The organism is Paenibacillus sp. fava2, from assembly GCF_058313675.1.
This window is the reverse complement of record NZ_CM177755.1, coordinates 6,555,001-6,574,904: the sequence shown is the minus strand read 5'-3', so window position 1 is coordinate 6,574,904 and position 19,904 is coordinate 6,555,001. Positions and strand designations below refer to the sequence as shown.

Genomic DNA, 19,904 nt, shown 5'->3' with positions numbered 1-19,904 from the left:
ATGATTGTAATCGGACAAGTCTCCACAGCAGATCCGGCCTCCTGCAGCGTCAGGGTGATCTTCCCGGAACGGGACAATCTGGTATCTGCTCCGCTTCCGGTCATTATGCCGGGCGGATGGGGGCACAGAAATACTGTTCCTCAGCCTGGGGAGACGGTTCTTTGTGTGTTTTTGGATAGAAGCTGCTCCGCCGGATTTTGTCTGGGAACCTATTATGGAGCGGAGGAGACAGCACCCGGCAATATGAATCAGCATGGCGTATGGCTTGAGGACGGCAGCTTTGTCTTTTATGACCGGAGTGCACGCCAGCTAACCGTTAAAGCTGCTGGCGGTGTAAAAATTGAAGGGAATTTAACTGTTACCGGCAGCATCACCCGTTCAGGAGGTGTGCTATGAGCGAAGCTGAACCGACGAATTCAACGATTGGATCATTTGGGCCGGTAATATTTATTGTCAGCCAGGAAAAGGTGATGACCTTTCAGGATCTGACGCGGAGCAGCGCAGGCCGGTGGGCGCAGCATGATATTCTGGGAAAAAAACCTAAGAAAGAGTGGATTGGGCCAGGGGTTGATACAATATCCTTTACTATGCGTTTTATTTTAAGCAAGGAGCTCAATCCCCGTACCGAACTTGACCGTCTTACAGAGCTGGAGCGTACGGGCAGAGCACTCCCGCTGGTTATCGGGAACAAGGGCCTGGGTACCGGACTATGGGTAATCACGAGCTTGTCTCAAGCCTGGGAGCAGATTGATAACAGAGGGGTTGTCTATGCTGCAACAGTTGACATTACATTGGAGGAGTATGTGAAATGATATATGTTCTGGACATGACGCAGCCTTCCATTATCCATTTTGCGCCGGCAACAATTGTTGATGAGGTGGCGCAGAACATCCGTATGATTCTGACAATCCCCCGTAGCAGCACGCCGTTAGCCCGCAGTATCGGGCTTGATCTCGGCAGCCTGGATACGCCGTATCCATATACAAAAAACCGTATGATCAGTGAAATCATGTCAGCGGTGGCTGTTCAGGAGCCACGGGCACGAATCACAGAGGTTACCTTTAAAGAAGGGCTTCCTGAAGCTTTAGGCGGACGCCTGCAGGCGGTAGTAAAGTACAGTTTAAAGGAGGAGGTGGTATGACTTGGCACAAACCGTAGAATTGCCCGATATTCAATTTACTGCTGAAGAGGCTGCTGAAATCCAGCAAAATATAGTTTCTGTGTACGAGGGCCTGACCGGCCGAACACTGCAGCCCGCCGATCCGGTGCGGCTCTTTTTGTCTTCGCTGGCCGCTATTATTGTCCAGCAGAGGGTGCTTATAAACCAGACAGCCAAAAGTAACTTGCTCCGCTATGCTTCCGGCGTACAGCTGGATCATATGGGGCAATTTCAGGGGGCTGAACGTTTAGCGGCTTCCGCCGCGATTGCTACAATACAATTTACATTGTCGATTCCCTTGTCTTCTCCTACTGCGGTTCCGGAGGGAACCAGGATCGGAGTACAGGGGGGCGACGGCTCTGTTTTTTTTGCAACAGAGGAATATTTGGAGATACCTGCAGGGGAGACTGCCGGTACGGTACCGGCAGTCTGCTCGTCACCAGGTACAACCGGGAACGGATTTTTGCCTGGACAGCTTAATGTTCTGATGGACCAGCTTCCTTTTATACAGTCCGTGGCCAATCTGACAGTAAGCACTGGCGGAGCGGAAAAAGAGGCGGACGAGGCATTCAGGGAACGGATCCGGAATGCTCCGGATTCCTACAGTACAGCCGGACCGCAGGGCGCATATGAATTTTGGGCCAAATCCACTTCTGCGGCTATTTTGGACGTACATGCCTTTTCCCCGGGGGATGGAAAGGTGACCGTTGTCCCTCTGCTTGCCGGCGGGCAAATCCCGGGCCAGATTGTACTTAACGCCATTGCTGAGACACTGGAAGACCGGGGGATCAGGCCATTAACGGACCAGGTGACGGTAACGGCTCCAACTTCGGTGCCTTATAACACTAACCTAACCTATTACATCAGCCGCAGCCGTGCCTCTGAGGTACCGGTTATACAAGCAGCGGTAACCTCAGCAGTAGCAGCTTATCAGCTCTGGCAAAAGTCCAAGCTTGGCCGGGATATCAATCCTTCTGAATTAATCGCCCGTGTGATGGCTGCCGGCGCATTACGGGTTGTGCCTGTATCACCTGTATATGCAGCCTTAACGGCAACACAGGTTGCCCAAGAGGGTACGACTACGATCACTTATGGGGGGCTTACAGATGATTGATATTCATAAAGCAAGCTTGCTTGATCTGCTTCCTCCCCCGCTGCGGAACGATCCGGCAATGTCTGCAGCAGCTATAGCACTGGACACTCAGCTGCAGGAAACGACGGATATGATAAAAGCTTTGGATATATTCGGACGTTGGACAGAGTGGACGGAAACTGAGACCGATGAATTGGCTGTTCAATACCGGCCGCCCTATTATAACCCTGCCTTGCCGCTGGAACAGAAAAGACTGCTGGTTAAAACGTCAATTCCATTTCACCGGCATAAAGGGACTCCGGGTGCTGTGGAAGATCTTATCGCTATCTTGTTTGGTGAGGGTGCTGTAGAAGAATGGTGGGAATATGGAGGGGATCCTTACCACTTCCGTGTCGTTACTAATAATGCGGATGTTACGGCCGTGCGGGCGCAGGAGTTTATAGATGCAGTAGACGCAGTAAAACGTATCTCTGCTGTACTGGACAGCGTTACTATTTCTCAATCGGAAGGACTGCCGCTGTATATCGGCGGTTTTTTGCATTTCGGAGAACAAATTACAATTTAAGGAGGGACTATCGTGGCAGTATTTGGCGGCATGACATTAACCAACAAAGGCCTGGCACTCCAAGGGAAGGCTCAGGCGGGCACGCAGCTTAATTATACGAGGATTGCTGTCGGTGACGGGTCACTGAGCGGACAGGCCATACCGGCGCTTAATGGATTAATCTCAACTAAGAAAACCCTGCCTATTAAGCGACTGCGGATGCAATCACCAAACAAGGTAATCGTGGGAACGGTCTTGTCTAATGCAGAGATCACTACAGGATTTTATTTTCGTGAGGTAGGGATTTTTGCACAGGACCCGGATGCCGGCGAGATTCTATATGCATATGCCAATTCAGGGGTGACGGCAGATTATATTGCCCCTGGCGGCGGGACAGATATTATCGAAAAGGTGTTTGATTGCATTGTAACCGTTGGTACGGCAGCCAATATAACGGCAACCATGGATCATTCACTTGTCTTTGCCCGGGAATCAGAGGTTAACGCTAAATTTGACCTGTCAGCGGGACATAAGCACACAGGCGCAGCCGGTGATGCTCCTAAGATTACTTCGGCCGGCTTGGCGGACTCTTCCGTAGGGACAGCACAGCTGGGGGCAAAGGCAGTTACGCAGGCGAAAATCGGGGATAAGGCTGTCGGGAGTGCGCAGCTTGCTGATGGCGCAGCTACGGATGCGGTGATCGGAAGCCGGACGGCAACTGAAAATGTGACGCCGAGCCTTACAGGGCAGGTTGGAGCACTTTTCTCCAGTATATTCACCTTAATTAAAGGAATCACCGGAAAGTCTAGTTCCTTAACAGCGCCAGCTATCACTTTAGAAGCGACAAAAACACATGTCGATGATGCTGTTAGGCACGTTACAGCTTCCGAGCGTAGTATGTGGAATGCGAAAGCCTCCATTGATGGTACTTCTATATTCACGGGACAGATCAAGAGCACCCTTGCTGCCGGGACTGCACCATTTGCAGTGGCTTCTTCCACCAAAGTGGTTGGTCTTAATGCTGACTTACTGGATGGTATGGATACCAGTACATCAACAGTGGGGAATACCATCGTTGCCCGGGACGGAAACGGAGATATTGCCGGGCGGCAGCTGACATCTACAATTGCGGCAGGATCTAGTCCGCTCAACATCGTAAGCACGACAGTTGTGCCAAATCTGAATGCAGATATGGTTGATGGATTTCAATTCGACCAGGATGTTAGAACAACAGCAATCCCGCAATTCTCAGGGATTGCTGTAGGCTATAATTCATTTTCAAAACAAATCGGATCCTTTTCTTTTGCGGCAACTACTGTAAATCAAAAGGTGGATTTATACTTTACCGGCTCCTTAAGAGGGTATATGGATGTATCCGTTACTGGAGCATGGAGCGGGGCAGCTAATAATGGACTGTTAAGAAAGAGGTTCAGCCTGCACCTGAGAAGCGGCCAGACATCACCTGATAATCAAGTTACTCATTACACTGAAGTGTTTGGTCCGATAGCCAGCAGAATGGCTATTTCCGATGTTACCTGGGATGCAGCAAACAGCCGCTGGAAGATTCAAATTTCTTATCCTGCTCCGACTGCTTATGCTGAGACATTCGTAGTAAAAGTAGATGGGCTTACGGTAGATGCCGCCCCATCCCTTATGAGCTCGTTCGGAATTTCAGCTATGTACGTTAGTGATAGCTCAGCTCTTCCAGTACCAGTGGTTAGTTTTCCATACGGCACTTTATTCAATGGTCAAATTACGTCCACCGTCCCTACGGGAACAGCACCATTAAGTATAGCTTCTGCTACTGTTGTGCCAAATCTGAATGCTGACATGGTTGATGGCTACCAGAGCTCTCTAACGACATCGGCTAACACTGTGGTGGTCCGGGATGGAACGAGTAATGTTAATGCCAATCGATTTGTTTCAACTGTAGCTACAGGGACTTCACCTCTAGTTGTTTCAAGCTCTACGGTAGTAGGCAACTTAAATGCCGATTTGATTGATGGCTATCAGGCAAGCAATGCAAGCGGAGCAGTTCCGGTGAGTAATGGTACATTGAATACAAATTTGAACGCAGATATGCTGGATGGATATCATGCAGACGAACTTCAAAATTTACGTTCTTGGTCGACACAGGTAGTTAATGGGAACAGCTGGTATCGCATTGCAGCACTCGATTCTTCAGTAACCATAGGCCATGCCTTTATATTAAATATTTCCGGGACAAGAAACTCTATAGTTTACAACACAACTTTTTTAATTAATACCTCCCACTCGGGGGGAATAAAAGGAAGTATCGTGCAGTTAGGAAGTAATAGTTATTCTTCATTCAACCTGCGCCTTGTATTAAATTCGCAAGGAAACGGTTGGGTTGAGATGAATGATTATTTGGTATCACCTGACACAGCAGGATATGTACAGACCATATATGTGAATGTTACACGATTACGTAATACCACTATTAACCCAGTTACTTCGGCCGTGATCGGTAATACAATTCCTGCAGATTATACCAGTTACGCACAAATTCAATCCTTGCCCGGAGGAAACTTGGTTGCTGAGGGGATTAGACTCACAACCCCGGCAGGAAGTTCGCCAATGAATGTTACAAGTACAACGCTGGTTACTAACCTTAATGCTGACCTGCACGATGGAATGCATGCTGATTCATCAGCGACGGCGGGGACCGTTGCCAGCCGTGATTCAACAGGAAATACGGCTTTTAATCTGCTTTATGCAAACCGCCTGATTTCTAACGCTGTGCAGGGAACTGCGCCGTTAAGTGTAACATCCACCACCAAGGTAGCTAATTTAAATGCAGATCTACTTGACGATATGAATACTTCAACATTAGACACAGCCAACACAGTAGTAGCCAGGGACACTAACGCTAATATTGTATCCAAGCAATTCTCCTCCACAATATCTCAGGGGGGAAAGCCGTTTTACGTTACATCTACCACTATGTGTGATAATTTGAATGCCGATATGGTTGATGGGCTTCATGCCTCTGTATCGGCGCTTTCAAACAATATCGCAGCACGAGACAGCAATAAAAAAATAGCCGAAGTATCAGCTAATAGAGCTTCAGTTGTTAACATGCAGATAACTTCTACCACCCCCACCACCATAGCCGCTATTACCGCGCCTGTTACAGCTCTGTACACTGTCAAGTTACTCTTAAGAGTAGCCAATGCGGCTACTAATGTAGGGATAGTAGTTAACTACACTGATGCAGGAGGCACTAAGTCGGAAATGATTATACCCTATACTACATCAACTCCGGTAGGATCTTTGGCATTTATACCATTCATGCTGCAGGCGAATGCCGGTTCAAACATAAATGTTGTGGTTAGCTCAACGACTGCGAATAATGCCTATGTATCTGCTGTAATTACAGAGGAGGGTTAGAAAATGCCTATTTATACGCCTGGGAATGCTACAGCGGCCGATGTATTAGCTGGCAAAAAATTTAGTGCAGGTACGCTCTCCAACGCAGATGGTACCATTGCCAGCCGGGGGTTAAACGGACAAGAGGCCGGAGTAAGTGCTTCTTATAGTGGGGGTAACCTGGTAACTTCAATCTTGTCCGGGGCATATCTTACCGCTGGTGCATCTGGAAGACCAGAAATCACATTAACATCAGCCAAATTACAAGGCGCTGACTCAAATTTCATCCCATCAAATATTGTTTCCGGGAAGTCGATACTGGGACTGAGCGGCACAGCACCGTCCTTTTCTTTTAGTAATACCTACAGAGGTTCTGTTTATTTTGATTCTGTGGACCAATATGCATTGATAGAAAGCATAGCAAAGCCGTCAGCAGGATTCTCTGCAACGTTAAACGGAGGGAATCTGGTTGGTGTAGGTACAATGTTTAGGGTTATAAGAACCGATACTATGGCGGCCCTATATACGTATACACTTACCACATCATCTGCACCTTTGTTTGGCTTTTCTTATAATGGGAGCACTTTTTCCTTGTGTATTAATGGACTTAACTATACCTCTACGATAAGTTCGAGTAATGCAAACGTTCAATGGTACATCGTTGTTGCTGCAAATCCATCTGTCACTTCATCTGGCTGCGGCTCCATAAATGGCTATTGCCTCCGAGCAAACTAATTACAGAAGGGGGATCACTATGTCAGACAGCGGAGCAGGCAGTGATGTGATGCCTATAGAAAGACTGCAGGAGGTCGAAGAACAATTGCAAGGCCTTTCGGCAGAATTCACGCGGCTAGCAGCCGAAAATGTCACTGCAAATACGAAATTGAAGCTGTTAGAAGAGAACGATCACCGGCATGAAGAAAGCATCAAACAAATCAAGGAATCCACTATTGAAATGAAGGTGCAGTTCAACGCGATCATGGGCAAATTTGACCAACTGGAGAGCCGGATTTTTATGCTGCTTCAGCAATCGGGAAAAGACACTCAGGCAGAGCGGAAGTTTTGGATGGATCTATTAAAGTACGTGCTGGGCGGAACGATTTTTGTGATAATCGGATACATTTTCATAGGAGGAGGATAGGATGATTAGTAAAGGGATTGATTGTGCCACACCTCTTACCGCAGAAGCGGTAAGAGCATTGGCGGCATCAGGGCAAACATTTGCGGCACGTTACCTGGTACCGGAACGTCTGGCCTGGAAGCGATTGACGCGGATTGAGGCAGAGAGGATAACAGATGCAGGGATGCAGATTGTATCTGTTTTTGAAACCACCTCCAATCGTCCGGCAGGAGGAGCCGCAGCGGGAATTATAGATGGTAAGGAAGCATATCAGGAGGCGCTGAAGATTGCCCAGCCGGGCGGCAGCGCTATTTATTTTGCAGTGGATTATGATGCGCACGGTGGAGATTACGACAAAATCGAATCATATCTTAAAGCTGCAGCCAGAGAGATTCCGGGGTATTCTGTCGGTGTGTACGGTTCTTATTCTGTTATTGAAGCTATGGCTAAGTGCGGAGCAGCACAACACTTTTGGCAGACCTATGCCTGGAGTAGTGGAAAAAAGTCGCTTAAAGCAAACCTGTATCAATACAAAAACAATACTCAGGTAGCGGGCGCAGGAATCTCATTGGATCTTAATGAATCCTACGGGAATGAAGGATGGTGGAACACAGCAGGTCCCGTTCCGAACCCGTCTGAAGAAGAAGGAGAAATGACTGAACGTGATATTAATATAGTTAGTACATGGGCAGCAGATGCATGGAAGGAAATGCGGGAAAATGGATATTTCGACGGGACGCGGCCAGGTTCTGAAATTACACGTGAAGAGGCAGCATTAGCTGTCAGCAGGCTGCGTCGTAATCTGCTAAGGCTTATTGCAGAGAATGACATGGATATAAAATTGCTTGAGCAAAGGCTGCGAATTATAGAGAAGGAGGTTGGATAATGGACAATCAAAACTTAAATGACGTCTTGGCATTTGCTTCAGTACTAGCTGTGTTTATTCTGGCTATCGTACAGTCAATAAAATCTAGTATTAAAGTGGCTAAAAATCTAATTCCTTTAGTGGGGCTGGTTATCGGTCTGATGATTGGCCTTGCTGCTTATCCGTTTACTGAGCTTGGCTTGACGCTGCGGCTATGGGCAGGGGGACTCGGGGGATTATCCGCTACTGGATTGTTTGAGTTGGCATTTTCAAACCGCTCAGGTATGACTAAAGAATAATTTTGTTCCTAAGATTTTTAACCAGTTCAATTCTGTCTTAAAAAAATCACGTTCTTCTAAGGTTTTTGCAGTTCTAATCGTATTCCAAACACTTTAACCCAAAATGGATAAAAGTATTGACTTCAGCGTTGTATCGCTTATACTATTCCATATAAGAATAGTTGGAATTGACGGGATGAGCGTTTTATATATTAGGATGGAGGAATACAAGATGAATCTGCTTGAGAAAGAAGATTTAATTAAGGTTAAGGCTGAGGAACTGGAGAATGCTTCACCCGAGGAAATTATCCGCTGGGCAGTAGAGACTTTTCCCAACATCACTTTTGCCTGCAGCTTCGGCGCTGAAGATGTAGTGCTTGTCGATATGCTGCAGAAGGTAAGCCCGTCGACAGATGTGTTTTATCTGGATACAGATTTTCACTTCAAAGAAACGTATGAGACCAGAGATGTTATGGCTGATAAATACGGAATGGAATTCGTCCGCGTATCGCCGCAAATTTCCGTTGAGGAGCAGGCTCAGCAGTACGGTGAAAACCTCTGGACTGTTGATCCGAACCAATGCTGCGCAATCCGCAAGGTAGAGCCGCTGACCCGGATCCTGTCGCAATATGAAGCATGGATTACCGGTATCCGCCGTGACCAGGCACCAACCCGTGCCAATTCCAAGAAGGTGGAATACGACTACAAATTCGGTCTCGTTAAATTTAATCCGATCGCTGACTGGACCTCCGAGGATGTATGGAATTATATCCGCGCCAACAACGTGGTGTACAATCCGCTGCACGACCGTAACTTCCCGAGTATCGGCTGTGAACAATGCACCCGTGCTGTAATGCCTGGTGAAGACCCGCGTGCCGGAAGATGGTCGGGCAACGAGAAGACAGAATGCGGACTTCATAAATAAGTTATCACTCATATAAATGTTAACACACAGGAGGAGAGTACCCAGATGACGTCTATACTTCCACACGGAGGAACACTGATTCAGCGTATTGTGGAGGGAGCGCAGAGAGAAGAGCTGCTGCAGCAAGCCTCAGAGAACAAGTCGATTGCAATTAATACATGGACAATATCCGATCTCGATCTGATTGGTGTAGGCGCGTTTTCCCCGCTTGCCGGCTTCCTGAATGAAGCGGATTATCATTCCGTAGTGAACAATATGCGTCTTTCTGACGGCACAGTGTGGAGTATTCCGATTACGCTTGCCGTACAGGATGAGGTAGCCTCCGGCCTTGCGGTGGGGGATACTGTTTCTCTTATCGGTGAGGATGACGGCGTTATTTACGGTCTGCTTGATGTGGAGAGCATTTATAGTGTAGACCAGCAGATTGAAGCGCAGAATGTATTCAAAACAACGGACCCGGCCCACCCGGGTGTCAGCAAGCTGCTGGCTCGTCCGTCTACCTATGTAGGAGGACCCATCAGAGTGCTTAACCGCCCGCAGCCGGAGAAGTTCGGAGAGTTCTATTTTGACCCTGCCCAGACCCGGAAAATCTTCGCTGAGAAGGGCTGGAGAACCGTTGTAGGCTTCCAGACGCGTAATCCTGTCCATCGTGCCCATGAGTATATCCAGAAGTGCGCAATGGAGGTTGTAGACGCCCTGTTCCTCAATCCGCTGGTCGGTGAGACCAAATCGGATGATGTACCGGCTAATGTACGGATGAAGAGCTATCTGGCGCTGCTGGAGAATTACTATCCCGCTGACCGGACTTTCCTGGGTGTATTCCCGGCGGCTATGCGTTATGCAGGACCGAGAGAAGCGATTTTCCATGCCATGGTCCGCAAAAATTACGGCTGCACTCACTTTATTGTCGGCCGTGACCATGCCGGGGTAGGCGACTACTATGGCACTTATGAAGCGCAGGAGATTTTCTCGAACTTCACTGCCGAGGATCTGGGAATTACACCGCTCTTCTTCGAGCACAGCTTTTTCTGCGTGAAATGCGGAAATATGGCTTCCAGCAAAACCTGTCCGCATCCGGCTGATCAGCATCTGACATTATCGGGTACCAAAGTGCGCGGACTGCTCCGTGAAGGGAAGTGCCCTCCTCCGGAATTTACACGGCCTGAGGTGGCGGAGATTCTGATCGAAGGAATGTCCGAGCAGGTTAACGCCTAAAATCATACAGCCAGTACTATTTGGCCCTCTTGTCCCATATAGATGAGTAGAATCTATCGGGACGAGGGGGTCTTTGTTATGTCTGGCCGAAAGGAAGGGAAGGTCTCGGTCTGGATTGCCTGGAGCAGCATCAAAAAAAGTGTGTTGGGAATCGTTCTGCTGGCTGTAATGATCGGGATTATAGCCTACGATATGCCTACTGCCAGGACGCTGAACTACTGGAGCCTGCCGCTGTCCGGTAAAATAATTGCGATTGATGCCGGTCATGGCGGCCCTGACGGAGGAGCAGTCAGCAAGGACGGACTGATTGAGAAGGATATCAATTTGTCTGTCTCCCTGTATTTACGGGATTATTTGCAGCAGGCAGGGGCAATTGTAGTGATGACGCGCGAGGGTGACTATGACCTTGCCGGTGAAGGAACACAGGGCTATTCCAAGCGCAAAACAGAGGACCTGAAACAGCGGGTCAGAACCATTGAGGAGAAAGGGGCAGACCTTTTCATAAGCGTACATATGAACAGTGTGCCTTCCAACCGGTGGAGCGGAGCCCAGACCTTTTATTATCCGGCCAATGACGGCAACAAAGCGCTTGCCGGCTTTATCCAGGATGAGCTGCGGACAACGCTTGAGAATACAACCCGTGTTGCCAAAACAGTGAATACGGTTTATCTGCTGAAAATGCTGAAAATGCCGGCCGCGCTGGTTGAAGTAGGATTTCTTTCGCATCCCGAGGAGTCTGTCCTGCTTGGAGATGATGTTTATCAGCGGAAGGTGGCCACCAGCATCTACCGGGGAATCTTGCGTTATGCATCGGAGCAGCCCTGAACGGGGTACTACTAATCTGCTGAAGGGTAATGCTATAATAAATACAATTAACCGGAGCCTTACCCGTCCGGAACGAAACAGAGGTGCTCTCCATGCAGACCAGGGAACAAATTCAGGAACTTTTGCAGCCGCTGATTGACCCGGAATCCGGAAAAAGCCTAATTGATCTGCAGCTGATCCGCGACATTATGGTAAAAGAGGATCGAATCTCGTTATCCATTGTATGTCTTGAGGAAGATGATACAAGCCGGATGGAGCTGGAGCAGAAGGTGCGTGATCTGCTGACCGAAGGGGGACTGGAGAATATCCATATCCGCCTGCGTAATGCAACCGACTATGAGCGCTCTATCCTTCGTACCGGGAGCTCTGCGGACAAGCAGGAGCCAGAACAAGGTACAGCCCTGAAAGGGCACGCAGCGGGCCTTGAGGACCATGAGCTGCTGGATGAGAACTCCGGCGTCAAGTTCATTGCTGTAGCCAGCGGCAAGGGCGGTGTCGGCAAGTCGACAGTGACGGTGAATCTCGCAGTAGCGCTTGCGCGCAAAGGTAAAAAGGTGGGCCTTATCGATGCCGACATATACGGATTCAGCATTCCGGATATGATGGGGATCGAGGAAGGGCCGGTCGTCGAAGAAGGAACGATTATTCCGGTTGAACGTTTCGGGGTTAAAGTCATGTCTATGGGCTTTTTCATCCGTGAAAATAGCCCGGTCATCTGGCGGGGGCCGATGCTCGGCAAGATGCTCCGCCAGTTCTTCAGTGATGTTGGCTGGGGGGAGCTCGACTATATGCTGCTGGACCTTCCTCCGGGTACAGGTGATGTGGCGCTGGATGTGCACCAGATGCTTCCTCACAGCAAGGAGATCATCGTAACCACCCCTCATGCCACTGCAGCCTTTGTAGCGGCCAGAGCAGGCTCTATGGCATTGCAGACAGAGCATGAAATCCTCGGTGTCATTGAAAACATGGCCTATTATGAATGCTCCTCATGCGGGAAGAGAGATTATATCTTCGGACGCGGAGGCGGAGCAAGACTGGCAGAGACACTGCATACAGAGCTGCTTGCGCAGGTGCCGCTTGGCGCTCCGGACAACCACATCTCCGAACCTGACTTTTCCCCTTCCGTTTACAAAGCTGACACCCAGGTGGCCCAGCTGTTTGCCGAGGTTGCGGACAAGCTGATTGCGAAGTACGAATAGCTCGTTCCAGGTAAAAAGAGTACGCAACACTGCAAGAGGCTTATCCATGTGAAATGGATAAGCCTCTTTGTGGTTAAGAGCCGGAGTCGTCTCCGCCCTCCTGCTTCGAGCTGTCCCCGCCGGAACCGCCTCCCTTTTCCTCGCCTTTTTTCTGAACCTTAGGCTGGAGCTCGTCCTGTACAACCGTTTTGAGCAGTCCCAGAACTTCCATACGGAACAGCGGATTCTGCATCGCTTCCTGCATAATGGTCATGGACTGTTTACGGTAATCGGAGGTCTTGGTAAGATCCAGGAACATTTTCATCATTTCAGGCGACTTCATAATTTCCTCGATTGACTTCTGATAAGTCGGGTCCTTAATCAGCTGCAGGTGCAGCTCCTTGCTTTGGGTGTTAATGGCTTTTGCGAACTCGCCGGCAAAAGTCGGGTCGGTCATAATCTTTTCGATTTCTTTCTGGTACTCCGGTGCCGTGATGGTATCTTTGACTGCGATCCGGATCTGTTCCGTGGTCTGCAGCGGCATCATTTTCATACTTAGCCCGCTGACGCTGCTCCCTTCCGAACCGCTGCCTGAGGTCAGAGCCTCCTCGACTGCCTTTTTGCCCTCATCGCTTTTTAATATATCGACGACCATTGTCTTCATTTCCTTATATCCCATCTGGCTGGAAGAACTGCTCTGTTCTCCTCCGCAGGCTGTTAAGGTTAGAACCAGGCTGAATGCCAGGCCTCCAGACAAAAAACTCCTCCATCTCATTGGCGCTGCCCTCCTTTATAGGAATCCTGAGGGTAGTATGCCGCACCAGTGCACAGGATATGTCGCGGTTATGATGGTTTTTTGACGGCAAGCTTGGTAAAATAAATCTGACACAGGGGAGGTGGAGTGGCTGAGTATAAGGAAATGGTATCACTTGTTCTGGACCACACTTCTGATAGGCGCTGCCTCGGCCGGGCTGGCGGGACTTGTGCTGCAGGCTGTGAATGGCGGCATAGCCTTCAAGAGCACAGCAGACCTGCTGCTGTACCTGCTTATTTTGCTTGGTTCCGGAATGCTTGTTAGCGTTTACGCCCAGCTTGGATTTTTCGCATACCTGATTCTTAACTATATGGGCAACGGTGTATTTTCCCGTAAAGTGTGGCAGTACATACAGCTGGTATTGGCTGTGCTGGCGCTGCTCGAACTGGTGTTCCTGCGGGCATTTGTGGGACCTGAAAGAACAGGCGGGTCTGACCTCATCCTGGGAATAGGCATTCTGCTTACAGCCGTTATTGTGTCCTATTTCAAGGTGCAGAGCACGAAGGCGGCGGCTGCAATTCCGACCTTTTTCTTTATGACAGCCATCACCATTGTGGAGACGATAGGCGTACTTCAGATCGGTGTAGACAGTGCAACTGTGTTTATTGTTGTTCCGCTTATTGCCTGCAATGCGTTCCAGATTTTAAGACTGCACCGAATCCTTAAACCGCAATCATCTTAAAACATACCTTACGCAGAAACCCCGGTGCTCCTAATCTAATTAAGAGACCGGGGGTTTCTTATTTCCAGCGCGATTAAAAAGAAAACGGGAAGGTTAATCTTAAAGAACAGCTTACATAAAAAAGCTAATGACCGCACCGCCGGCCGCAACTGAAATCAGTAAGCAGGGAGGGGCATATATGAACATCAAGCGCTATATGATAAAAGACACAAGTGAAAATATTCTGAGCAAGCTCGATCCGTCAGAACGCGGTGACTTTCATTCGAAAGAGGAAGCTGCAGCCAAAATGGAGAAGCTCAAGGAACGCCTTGCCGAGCTTCAGGATATTCTTTTCGCCCAAAAGAAGCATTCGCTGCTGGTCATCCTTCAAGGGATGGACTCAAGCGGAAAAGACGGAACTGTAAAGCATATCTTTTCCGGTATTAATCCTCAGGGCTTTATCGTTACCAGCTTCAAAAAGCCGTCATTGGAGGAGGAAGCCCACGACTTCCTGTGGAGAGTGCATATGAAGACTCCGCCCAAAGGCTATATCGCTGCCTTCAACCGGTCCCATTATGAAGATGTACTGGTGCCCCGGGTGCACGGCAGCCTGAAAAAAGACGATATGAAACGCCGCTTCCGCTATATCCGCCAGTTTGAAGAAATGCTGGTGGAGGAGGGCACAACGGTGATCAAGCTCTTTTTGCATATTTCCAAGGAGAAGCAGCTTGAAAAAATCCAGGAGCGGCTGCATGATCCGACCAAGCACTGGAAGTTCGACGCCAGTGATCTGCAGGAGCGGGAGTACTGGGATGATTACCAAAAGGCCTACGAGGATGTTTTCCGTGAGACCGGCACAGAGGAGGCGCCCTGGTACTGGATTCCGGCCAACCACCGGTGGTACCGCAATTATCTGGCACTATCCATTGTAGTCAAGACTCTGGAGGGTCTCGACCTGAGCTATCCGAAGCTGAATACTCCGACACCTGATATATCAGAGCTCATATCTCCGCGCCACTAACGGACGGCAACCAGACGGATTGCGGCACTGCCGGCTATAATAAAGTTACATCCCTGCTGCGTCCTCCAACCCCTTGTTCAGAGAGGCGGAATCACGGACCTCCGTACCTTCGGCACTGCTTTGGCTGATCAGCTCGGATACAGTGACGAACTCATACCCTTGAGCACGGAGATTATCAATGATTTGCGGAAGTGCTTCATGTGTCTGCTTGCAGGAATCACTGGCATGGAGGAGGACGATATCCCCCGGATGAGCCTTGCTGGTAACCCGTTTAACGATATTGTCTACACCGATGTTTTTCCAGTCCAGCGAATCGGTATCCCATTGGATAACCTTGTAGCCCAGATCGCTGGCCACCTGAAGCACTCTTTTGTCAAAATCACCATTCGGCATACGGATCAGGTTGGGTGATTTGCCGGTTAATTCAGTAAGCACAGTATGAGCTGTAGAAATTTGGGTGCGGATCTCCTCATTGCTGAGGGTACTGTAGTTAACGTGCTTATGACCATGGCTGCCGATTTCAAAGCCTGCATCCTTAATGCTGGTTACAATCTCAGGATGTGTTTTACTCCAGGGTGAGGAGAGGAAGAAAGTAGCCTTATCCACCTTTTTGTCCTCCAGCACCTTCAGAATCGGTTCAGGCCGCTTTTCACCCCAGCTAATGTCAAAGGTTAAAGCGATCAGCTTCTTTTGCGTTGGCACACTGTAAATGGCAGAAGGGGCTTGTGCATCTGAAAAAACAGTAATGTTACCCCTTTCCACATATACGACACCAGCGGCCAGAAGCGCAGCGGCAAAGATATAAATGAACCGTTTTATCTTTTTGCCGCTGAATACATAAAAAGAATTCATACTAGCAGCGCTCCTCTCCCATTGCGAAATGGCTTGTTTGTTCTAAATGTATGCTCGTACCTAACGCTTATGACCTCGGACGGACCAGAAATCTCATTAACTGCTTGTACTAAACATTTTAGGAGGTCATTATGTTTGCGTTTTCAAGATTTGTCAAAGACCTGGGTACAATCCGCAAGGCGCTTTTACTGGCGCTGATTCTTTTCCTGTTGGGCGGAGTGCTCGGCTGGATTGGCACCGGCAGTCTGCAGAAGCTGCTTGCCCAGCAGCTCGAAGGATTGAGCAGCATCAGCGGGAAGCTCATGGATTCAGATAATCCGGAATGGAGCTTCTTCACGTTTATATTTCTGAACAACAGCATTAAAAGTGTGGCGGTAATTTTCCTTGGTGCACTGTTTGGTTTTATTCCGGCGTTCTTCTTATTGATAAACGGTGCTGTTATCGGCTATCTGATCCACCTGTCAGTCATTCAGGGAGCAGATTTGTTTCAGCTCATTGTAAAAGGGCTGCTTCCGCACGGCATTATCGAAATACCGGCTATTATTATCGCGTGTGCATTAGGGCTCCAATTTGGCGGAAAGGTTATCCTGAGTATGTCTGGAAAGGTTCGGGGCAGCAGCTGGGCTGAGTTTATGCGCCAGACAGTTACGGCATCCGTATGGATAGTAATCCTGCTGCTGCTTGCAGCGATTATCGAAAGTACAATTACATTGGCACTTTTATCATAAAATTCTGATGAATTGAGCATAACATTAAAGCCGATTTGATTTGGGGATTCCTGACATCACATGAATGCCTGTGCTCAGCAGAACCATAAAGAGAATTTTAGCAATTATGGTTATAGTTCCTATGCTCCGGTTAATCTAGTGTAAGCGGGTATACTCGCAGATTTCCCATCAAATGGACTGACTTCTAACACACAAACAGCAGCTTAAAAGATTTGTTCTCAAAATAATACGAAGGAGGCCAAGCATATGTTGGGGATGTTGTTCAACGAAAAAGAATGCAAGGAGCTCGACTATGTTCTGCGCAAAGAACTTGACGAGATGCTGCTTGATTTAAGTGATCAGCGCTTGGACCAAAATATCAGGCATGCCATAGCTAACCGATACAAAACGGTGTTTCGCATGTATGCGCGGTTTGCTCCGCAGAAGGAGCTCTCGAAATATGCATGGGGCGGGCGTTCGTCCCAGTTCAAGCATTGATAAAATAAGCTGCTGCCTATAAACATGTGTGCTTGGCCATTAATTTAATAAAGAGGGTTGACTAAACAGGAGCGTACGTGATACATTATATCTCGCGCTCCTTTTGATATTTCAAGAGAAGACGCACGGTAAGAAAAAACGAAAAAAACTTTTTCAAAAAAAACACTTGCCAAAATGATAAACACTGTGATATATTATAAAAGTCGCCGCTGACAAGCGCGACAATGAAGAAAAGAAACGAATTGATCTTTGAAAACTGAACAACGAGTGAGTATCGGAATTCACTTCGGTGATTCCAAAATGAGAATGTAACATTCTCGTCAGATGTTTCAAAATGAGCGAATCGCTCTTTTCAATACTTTATTGGAGAGTTTGATCCTGGCTCAGGACGAACGCTGGCGGCGTGCCTAATACATGCAAGTCGAGCGGAGCTTATCCTTCGGGGTAAGCTTAGCGGCGGACGGGTGAGTAACACGTAGGCAACCTGCCCCTTAGCCTGGGATAACTACCGGAAACGGTAGCTAATACCGGATAATCCCTTTCCTCGCCTGAGGGAAGGATAAAAGGCGGAGCGATCTGTCGATAAGGGATGGGCCTGCGGCGCATTAGCTAGTTGGTGAGGTAACGGCTCACCAAGGCGACGATGCGTAGCCGACCTGAGAGGGTGAACGGCCACACTGGGACTGAGACACGGCCCAGACTCCTACGGGAGGCAGCAGTAGGGAATCTTCCGCAATGGGCGAAAGCCTGACGGAGCAACGCCGCGTGAGTGATGAAGGTTTTCGGATCGTAAAGCTCTGTTGCCAGGGAAGAACGTCCGGTAGAGTAACTGCTACCGGAGTGACGGTACCTGAGAAGAAAGCCCCGGCTAACTACGTGCCAGCAGCCGCGGTAATACGTAGGGGGCAAGCGTTGTCCGGAATTATTGGGCGTAAAGCGCGCGCAGGCGGCTATTTAAGTCTGGTGTTTAAACCTTGGGCTCAACCTGAGGTCGCACTGGAAACTGGGTGGCTTGAGTACAGAAGAGGAAAGTGGAATTCCACGTGTAGCGGTGAAATGCGTAGAGATGTGGAGGAACACCAGTGGCGAAGGCGACTTTCTGGGCTGTAACTGACGCTGAGGCGCGAAAGCGTGGGGAGCAAACAGGATTAGATACCCTGGTAGTCCACGCCGTAAACGATGAGTGCTAGGTGTTAGGGGTTTCGATACCCTTGGTGCCGAAGTTAACACAGTAAGCACTCCGCCTGGGGAGTACGGTCGCAAGACTGAAACTCAAAGGAATTGACGGGGACCCGCACAAGCAGTGGAGTATGTGGTTTAATTCGAAGCAACGCGAAGAACCTTACCAGGTCTTGACATCCCTCTGAATCCTCTAGAGATAGGGGCGGCCTTCGGGACAGAGGAGACAGGTGGTGCATGGTTGTCGTCAGCTCGTGTCGTGAGATGTTGGGTTAAGTCCCGCAACGAGCGCAACCCTTGACTTTAGTTGCCAGCAGGTTAAGCTGGGCACTCTAGAGTGACTGCCGGTGACAAACCGGAGGAAGGTGGGGATGACGTCAAATCATCATGCCCCTTATGACCTGGGCTACACACGTACTACAATGGCCAGTACAACGGGAAGCGAAGCCGCGAGGTGGAGCCAATCCCAGCAAAGCTGGTCTCAGTTCGGATTGCAGGCTGCAACTCGCCTGCATGAAGTCGGAATTGCTAGTAATCGCGGATCAGCATGCCGCGGTGAATACGTTCCCGGGTCTTGTACACACCGCCCGTCACACCACGAGAGTTTACAACACCCGAAGTCGGTGGGGTAACCCGCAAGGGAGCCAGCCGCCGAAGGTGGGGTAGATGATTGGGGTGAAGTCGTAACAAGGTAGCCGTATCGGAAGGTGCGGCTGGATCACCTCCTTTCTATGGAGAATCGTCATCTGCAATGATGACATTCAAATCTTAAATCTAACCGGTCGGTTAGTTACTCACTCGTGTTCAGTTTTGAAAGGTCAATCCTTTCATCCCGTTTGGTGGCGATAGCGGAGGGGTTCCACACGTACCCATCCCGAACACGACCGTTAAGTCCTCCAGCGCCGATGGTACTTGGACCGAAGGGTCCTGGGAGAGTAGGACGCTGCCAAGCGGACAACCATTCTATGGTTGAAACCATGTTATGTTATATGGGCTTTTAGCTCAGTTGGTTAGAGCGCACCTCTGATAAGGGTGAGGTCGGTGGTTCGAGTCCACCAAGGCCCACCATATAACATCTACAACATTATACTTTATGGGGCCATAGCTCAGCTGGGAGAGCGCCTGCCTTGCAAGCAGGAGGTCAGCGGTTCGATCCCGCTTGGCTCCACCATAATGATTTACTTGAATACTTGTAACATCTTGATCCTTGAAAACTGGATACCGAAACGAATTTGCGTTTTAGAACATTCCTTTAAGCTGAACTTGTGTAAGCAAGTTTTGAATTAATAGTGATGCTGGCGATTTTCCTAACGGAAAACGCATGGTTAAGCTAATAAGAGCACACGGAGGATGCCTAGGCGCCAGGAGCCGACGAAGGACGTGGCGAACAACGAAACTGCCTCGGGGAGCTGTAAGCAAGCTTTGATCCGGGGGTGTCCGAATGGGGAAACCCAGCTGTGGTAATTCGCAGTTACTCGTATCTGAATACATAGGATACGCAGAGGCAGACCAGGGGAACTGAAACATCTAAGTACCCTGAGGAAGAGAAAACAATAGTGATTCCGTCAGTAGCGGCGAGC

20 protein-coding genes, 2 tRNA genes and 3 rRNA genes (1 of these 25 running past the window's edge) are annotated in these 19,904 nt (G+C 49.0%); 23 read left to right on the top strand and 2 right to left on the bottom strand.

Annotated elements, in window-relative coordinates; all coding sequences use genetic code 11:
- From AC4G46_RS28990 to AC4G46_RS28925, 14 genes are all read left to right on the top strand, one after another.
- On the top strand, positions 1 to 396 hold the full coding sequence (locus tag AC4G46_RS28990; RefSeq protein WP_491125713.1) for a phage baseplate assembly protein V: 396 nt from the start codon (positions 1 to 3) through the stop codon (positions 394 to 396).
- Positions 393 to 812 (top strand): phage tail protein, encoded by a 420-nt coding sequence (locus AC4G46_RS28985; protein ID WP_491125712.1) that lies wholly within the window; start codon positions 393 to 395, stop codon positions 810 to 812. The genes AC4G46_RS28990 and AC4G46_RS28985 overlap by 4 nt, the downstream gene beginning before the upstream one ends.
- Positions 809 to 1,141 (top strand): lysozyme, encoded by a 333-nt coding sequence (locus AC4G46_RS28980; RefSeq protein WP_491125711.1) that lies wholly within the window; start codon positions 809 to 811, stop codon positions 1,139 to 1,141. The genes AC4G46_RS28985 and AC4G46_RS28980 overlap by 4 nt, the downstream gene beginning before the upstream one ends.
- A 1-nt stretch (position 1,142) precedes the next feature.
- Entirely contained in the window at positions 1,143 to 2,273 is a 1,131-nt protein-coding gene (locus tag AC4G46_RS28975) for a baseplate assembly protein (protein WP_491125710.1), read from the top strand.
- Entirely contained in the window at positions 2,266 to 2,817 is a 552-nt protein-coding gene (locus tag AC4G46_RS28970) for a phage tail protein (RefSeq protein ID WP_491125709.1), read from the top strand. Before AC4G46_RS28975 ends, AC4G46_RS28970 begins: the two co-directional genes overlap by 8 nt.
- Before the next feature lie 12 nt (positions 2,818 to 2,829).
- A complete protein-coding gene (locus AC4G46_RS28965) occupies positions 2,830 to 6,207 on the top strand; it encodes a phage tail-collar fiber domain-containing protein (RefSeq protein ID WP_491125708.1) in 3,378 nt (1,125 codons plus the stop codon).
- A gap of 3 nt (positions 6,208 to 6,210) precedes the next feature.
- On the top strand, positions 6,211 to 6,921 hold the full coding sequence (locus AC4G46_RS28960) for a hypothetical protein (protein ID WP_491125707.1): 711 nt from the start codon (positions 6,211 to 6,213) through the stop codon (positions 6,919 to 6,921).
- 19 nt (positions 6,922 to 6,940) lie between these two features.
- On the top strand, positions 6,941 to 7,327 hold the full coding sequence (locus AC4G46_RS28955; RefSeq protein ID WP_491125706.1) for a hypothetical protein: 387 nt from the start codon (positions 6,941 to 6,943) through the stop codon (positions 7,325 to 7,327).
- 1 nt (position 7,328) lies between these two features.
- A complete protein-coding gene (locus AC4G46_RS28950; RefSeq protein WP_491125705.1) occupies positions 7,329 to 8,192 on the top strand; it encodes a DUF1906 domain-containing protein in 864 nt (287 codons plus the stop codon).
- Positions 8,192 to 8,470 carry a holin gene (locus AC4G46_RS28945; RefSeq protein WP_491125704.1) on the top strand — a complete coding sequence of 93 codons (279 nt, stop codon included), beginning with the start codon at positions 8,192 to 8,194 and terminating at the stop codon, positions 8,468 to 8,470. The genes AC4G46_RS28950 and AC4G46_RS28945 overlap by 1 nt, the downstream gene beginning before the upstream one ends.
- 211 nt (positions 8,471 to 8,681) lie before the next feature.
- Positions 8,682 to 9,374 carry a phosphoadenylyl-sulfate reductase gene (locus tag AC4G46_RS28940; protein WP_491125703.1) on the top strand — a complete coding sequence of 231 codons (693 nt, stop codon included), beginning with the start codon at positions 8,682 to 8,684 and terminating at the stop codon, positions 9,372 to 9,374.
- Positions 9,375 to 9,419: 45 nt separating this feature from the next.
- A complete protein-coding gene (sat, locus tag AC4G46_RS28935) occupies positions 9,420 to 10,589 on the top strand; it encodes a sulfate adenylyltransferase (RefSeq protein WP_491125702.1) in 1,170 nt (389 codons plus the stop codon).
- 78 nt (positions 10,590 to 10,667) lie between these two features.
- Positions 10,668 to 11,414 carry an N-acetylmuramoyl-L-alanine amidase CwlD gene (gene cwlD, locus AC4G46_RS28930; protein ID WP_491125701.1) on the top strand — a complete coding sequence of 249 codons (747 nt, stop codon included), beginning with the start codon at positions 10,668 to 10,670 and terminating at the stop codon, positions 11,412 to 11,414.
- Between the two features lie 92 nt (positions 11,415 to 11,506).
- Positions 11,507 to 12,613, top strand: coding sequence for an Mrp/NBP35 family ATP-binding protein (locus AC4G46_RS28925; RefSeq protein WP_491125700.1), 1,107 nt, complete (start codon positions 11,507 to 11,509; stop codon positions 12,611 to 12,613).
- A 73-nt stretch (positions 12,614 to 12,686) separates the two neighbouring features.
- Here the strand turns inward: AC4G46_RS28925 and gerD are convergent, their stop codons facing one another.
- The gene (gerD, locus tag AC4G46_RS28920; protein WP_491125699.1) at positions 12,687 to 13,367 is read right to left on the bottom strand and encodes a spore germination lipoprotein GerD; all 681 of its coding nucleotides are present in this window, start codon (positions 13,365 to 13,367) and stop codon (positions 12,687 to 12,689) included.
- Between the two features lie 154 nt (positions 13,368 to 13,521).
- Between gerD and AC4G46_RS28915 the strand changes: the two genes are divergently transcribed.
- Positions 13,522 to 14,088, top strand: coding sequence for a KinB-signaling pathway activation protein (locus tag AC4G46_RS28915; RefSeq protein ID WP_491125698.1), 567 nt, complete (start codon positions 13,522 to 13,524; stop codon positions 14,086 to 14,088).
- Between the two features lie 178 nt (positions 14,089 to 14,266).
- Entirely contained in the window at positions 14,267 to 15,088 is an 822-nt protein-coding gene (locus tag AC4G46_RS28910; RefSeq protein ID WP_491125697.1) for a PPK2 family polyphosphate kinase, read from the top strand.
- 45 nt (positions 15,089 to 15,133) lie between these two features.
- Here the strand turns inward: AC4G46_RS28910 and pdaB are convergent, their stop codons facing one another.
- Positions 15,134 to 15,940 (bottom strand): polysaccharide deacetylase family sporulation protein PdaB, encoded by an 807-nt coding sequence (gene pdaB, locus AC4G46_RS28905; protein ID WP_491125696.1) that lies wholly within the window; start codon positions 15,938 to 15,940, stop codon positions 15,134 to 15,136.
- A 131-nt stretch (positions 15,941 to 16,071) separates the two neighbouring features.
- On the opposite strand from pdaB, the gene AC4G46_RS28900 reads away from it, so the two are divergent.
- From AC4G46_RS28900 to AC4G46_RS28870, 7 genes are all read left to right on the top strand, one after another.
- Complete coding sequence (locus AC4G46_RS28900) at positions 16,072 to 16,668, top strand: stage II sporulation protein M (protein WP_491125695.1); 597 nt, start codon at positions 16,072 to 16,074, stop codon at positions 16,666 to 16,668.
- A gap of 246 nt (positions 16,669 to 16,914) precedes the next feature.
- Positions 16,915 to 17,145, top strand: a complete 231-nt coding sequence (locus AC4G46_RS28895; RefSeq protein ID WP_025336637.1) for a hypothetical protein — start codon at positions 16,915 to 16,917, stop codon at positions 17,143 to 17,145.
- A gap of 360 nt (positions 17,146 to 17,505) precedes the next feature.
- A 16S ribosomal RNA gene (locus AC4G46_RS28890) occupies positions 17,506 to 19,053 on the top strand.
- A gap of 106 nt (positions 19,054 to 19,159) precedes the next feature.
- Positions 19,160 to 19,276: ribosomal RNA gene (rrf, locus tag AC4G46_RS28885) — 5S ribosomal RNA — on the top strand.
- A 39-nt stretch (positions 19,277 to 19,315) separates the two neighbouring features.
- Positions 19,316 to 19,392, top strand: a tRNA-Ile gene (locus AC4G46_RS28880).
- Positions 19,393 to 19,419: 27 nt separating this feature from the next.
- Positions 19,420 to 19,495: transfer RNA gene (locus AC4G46_RS28875), tRNA-Ala, on the top strand.
- A gap of 152 nt (positions 19,496 to 19,647) precedes the next feature.
- Positions 19,648 to 19,904: ribosomal RNA gene (locus AC4G46_RS28870) — 23S ribosomal RNA — on the top strand; it runs 2,669 nt beyond the window's last position.
- The 16S, 23S and 5S rRNA genes sit together here with 2 tRNA genes alongside, the layout of an rRNA operon.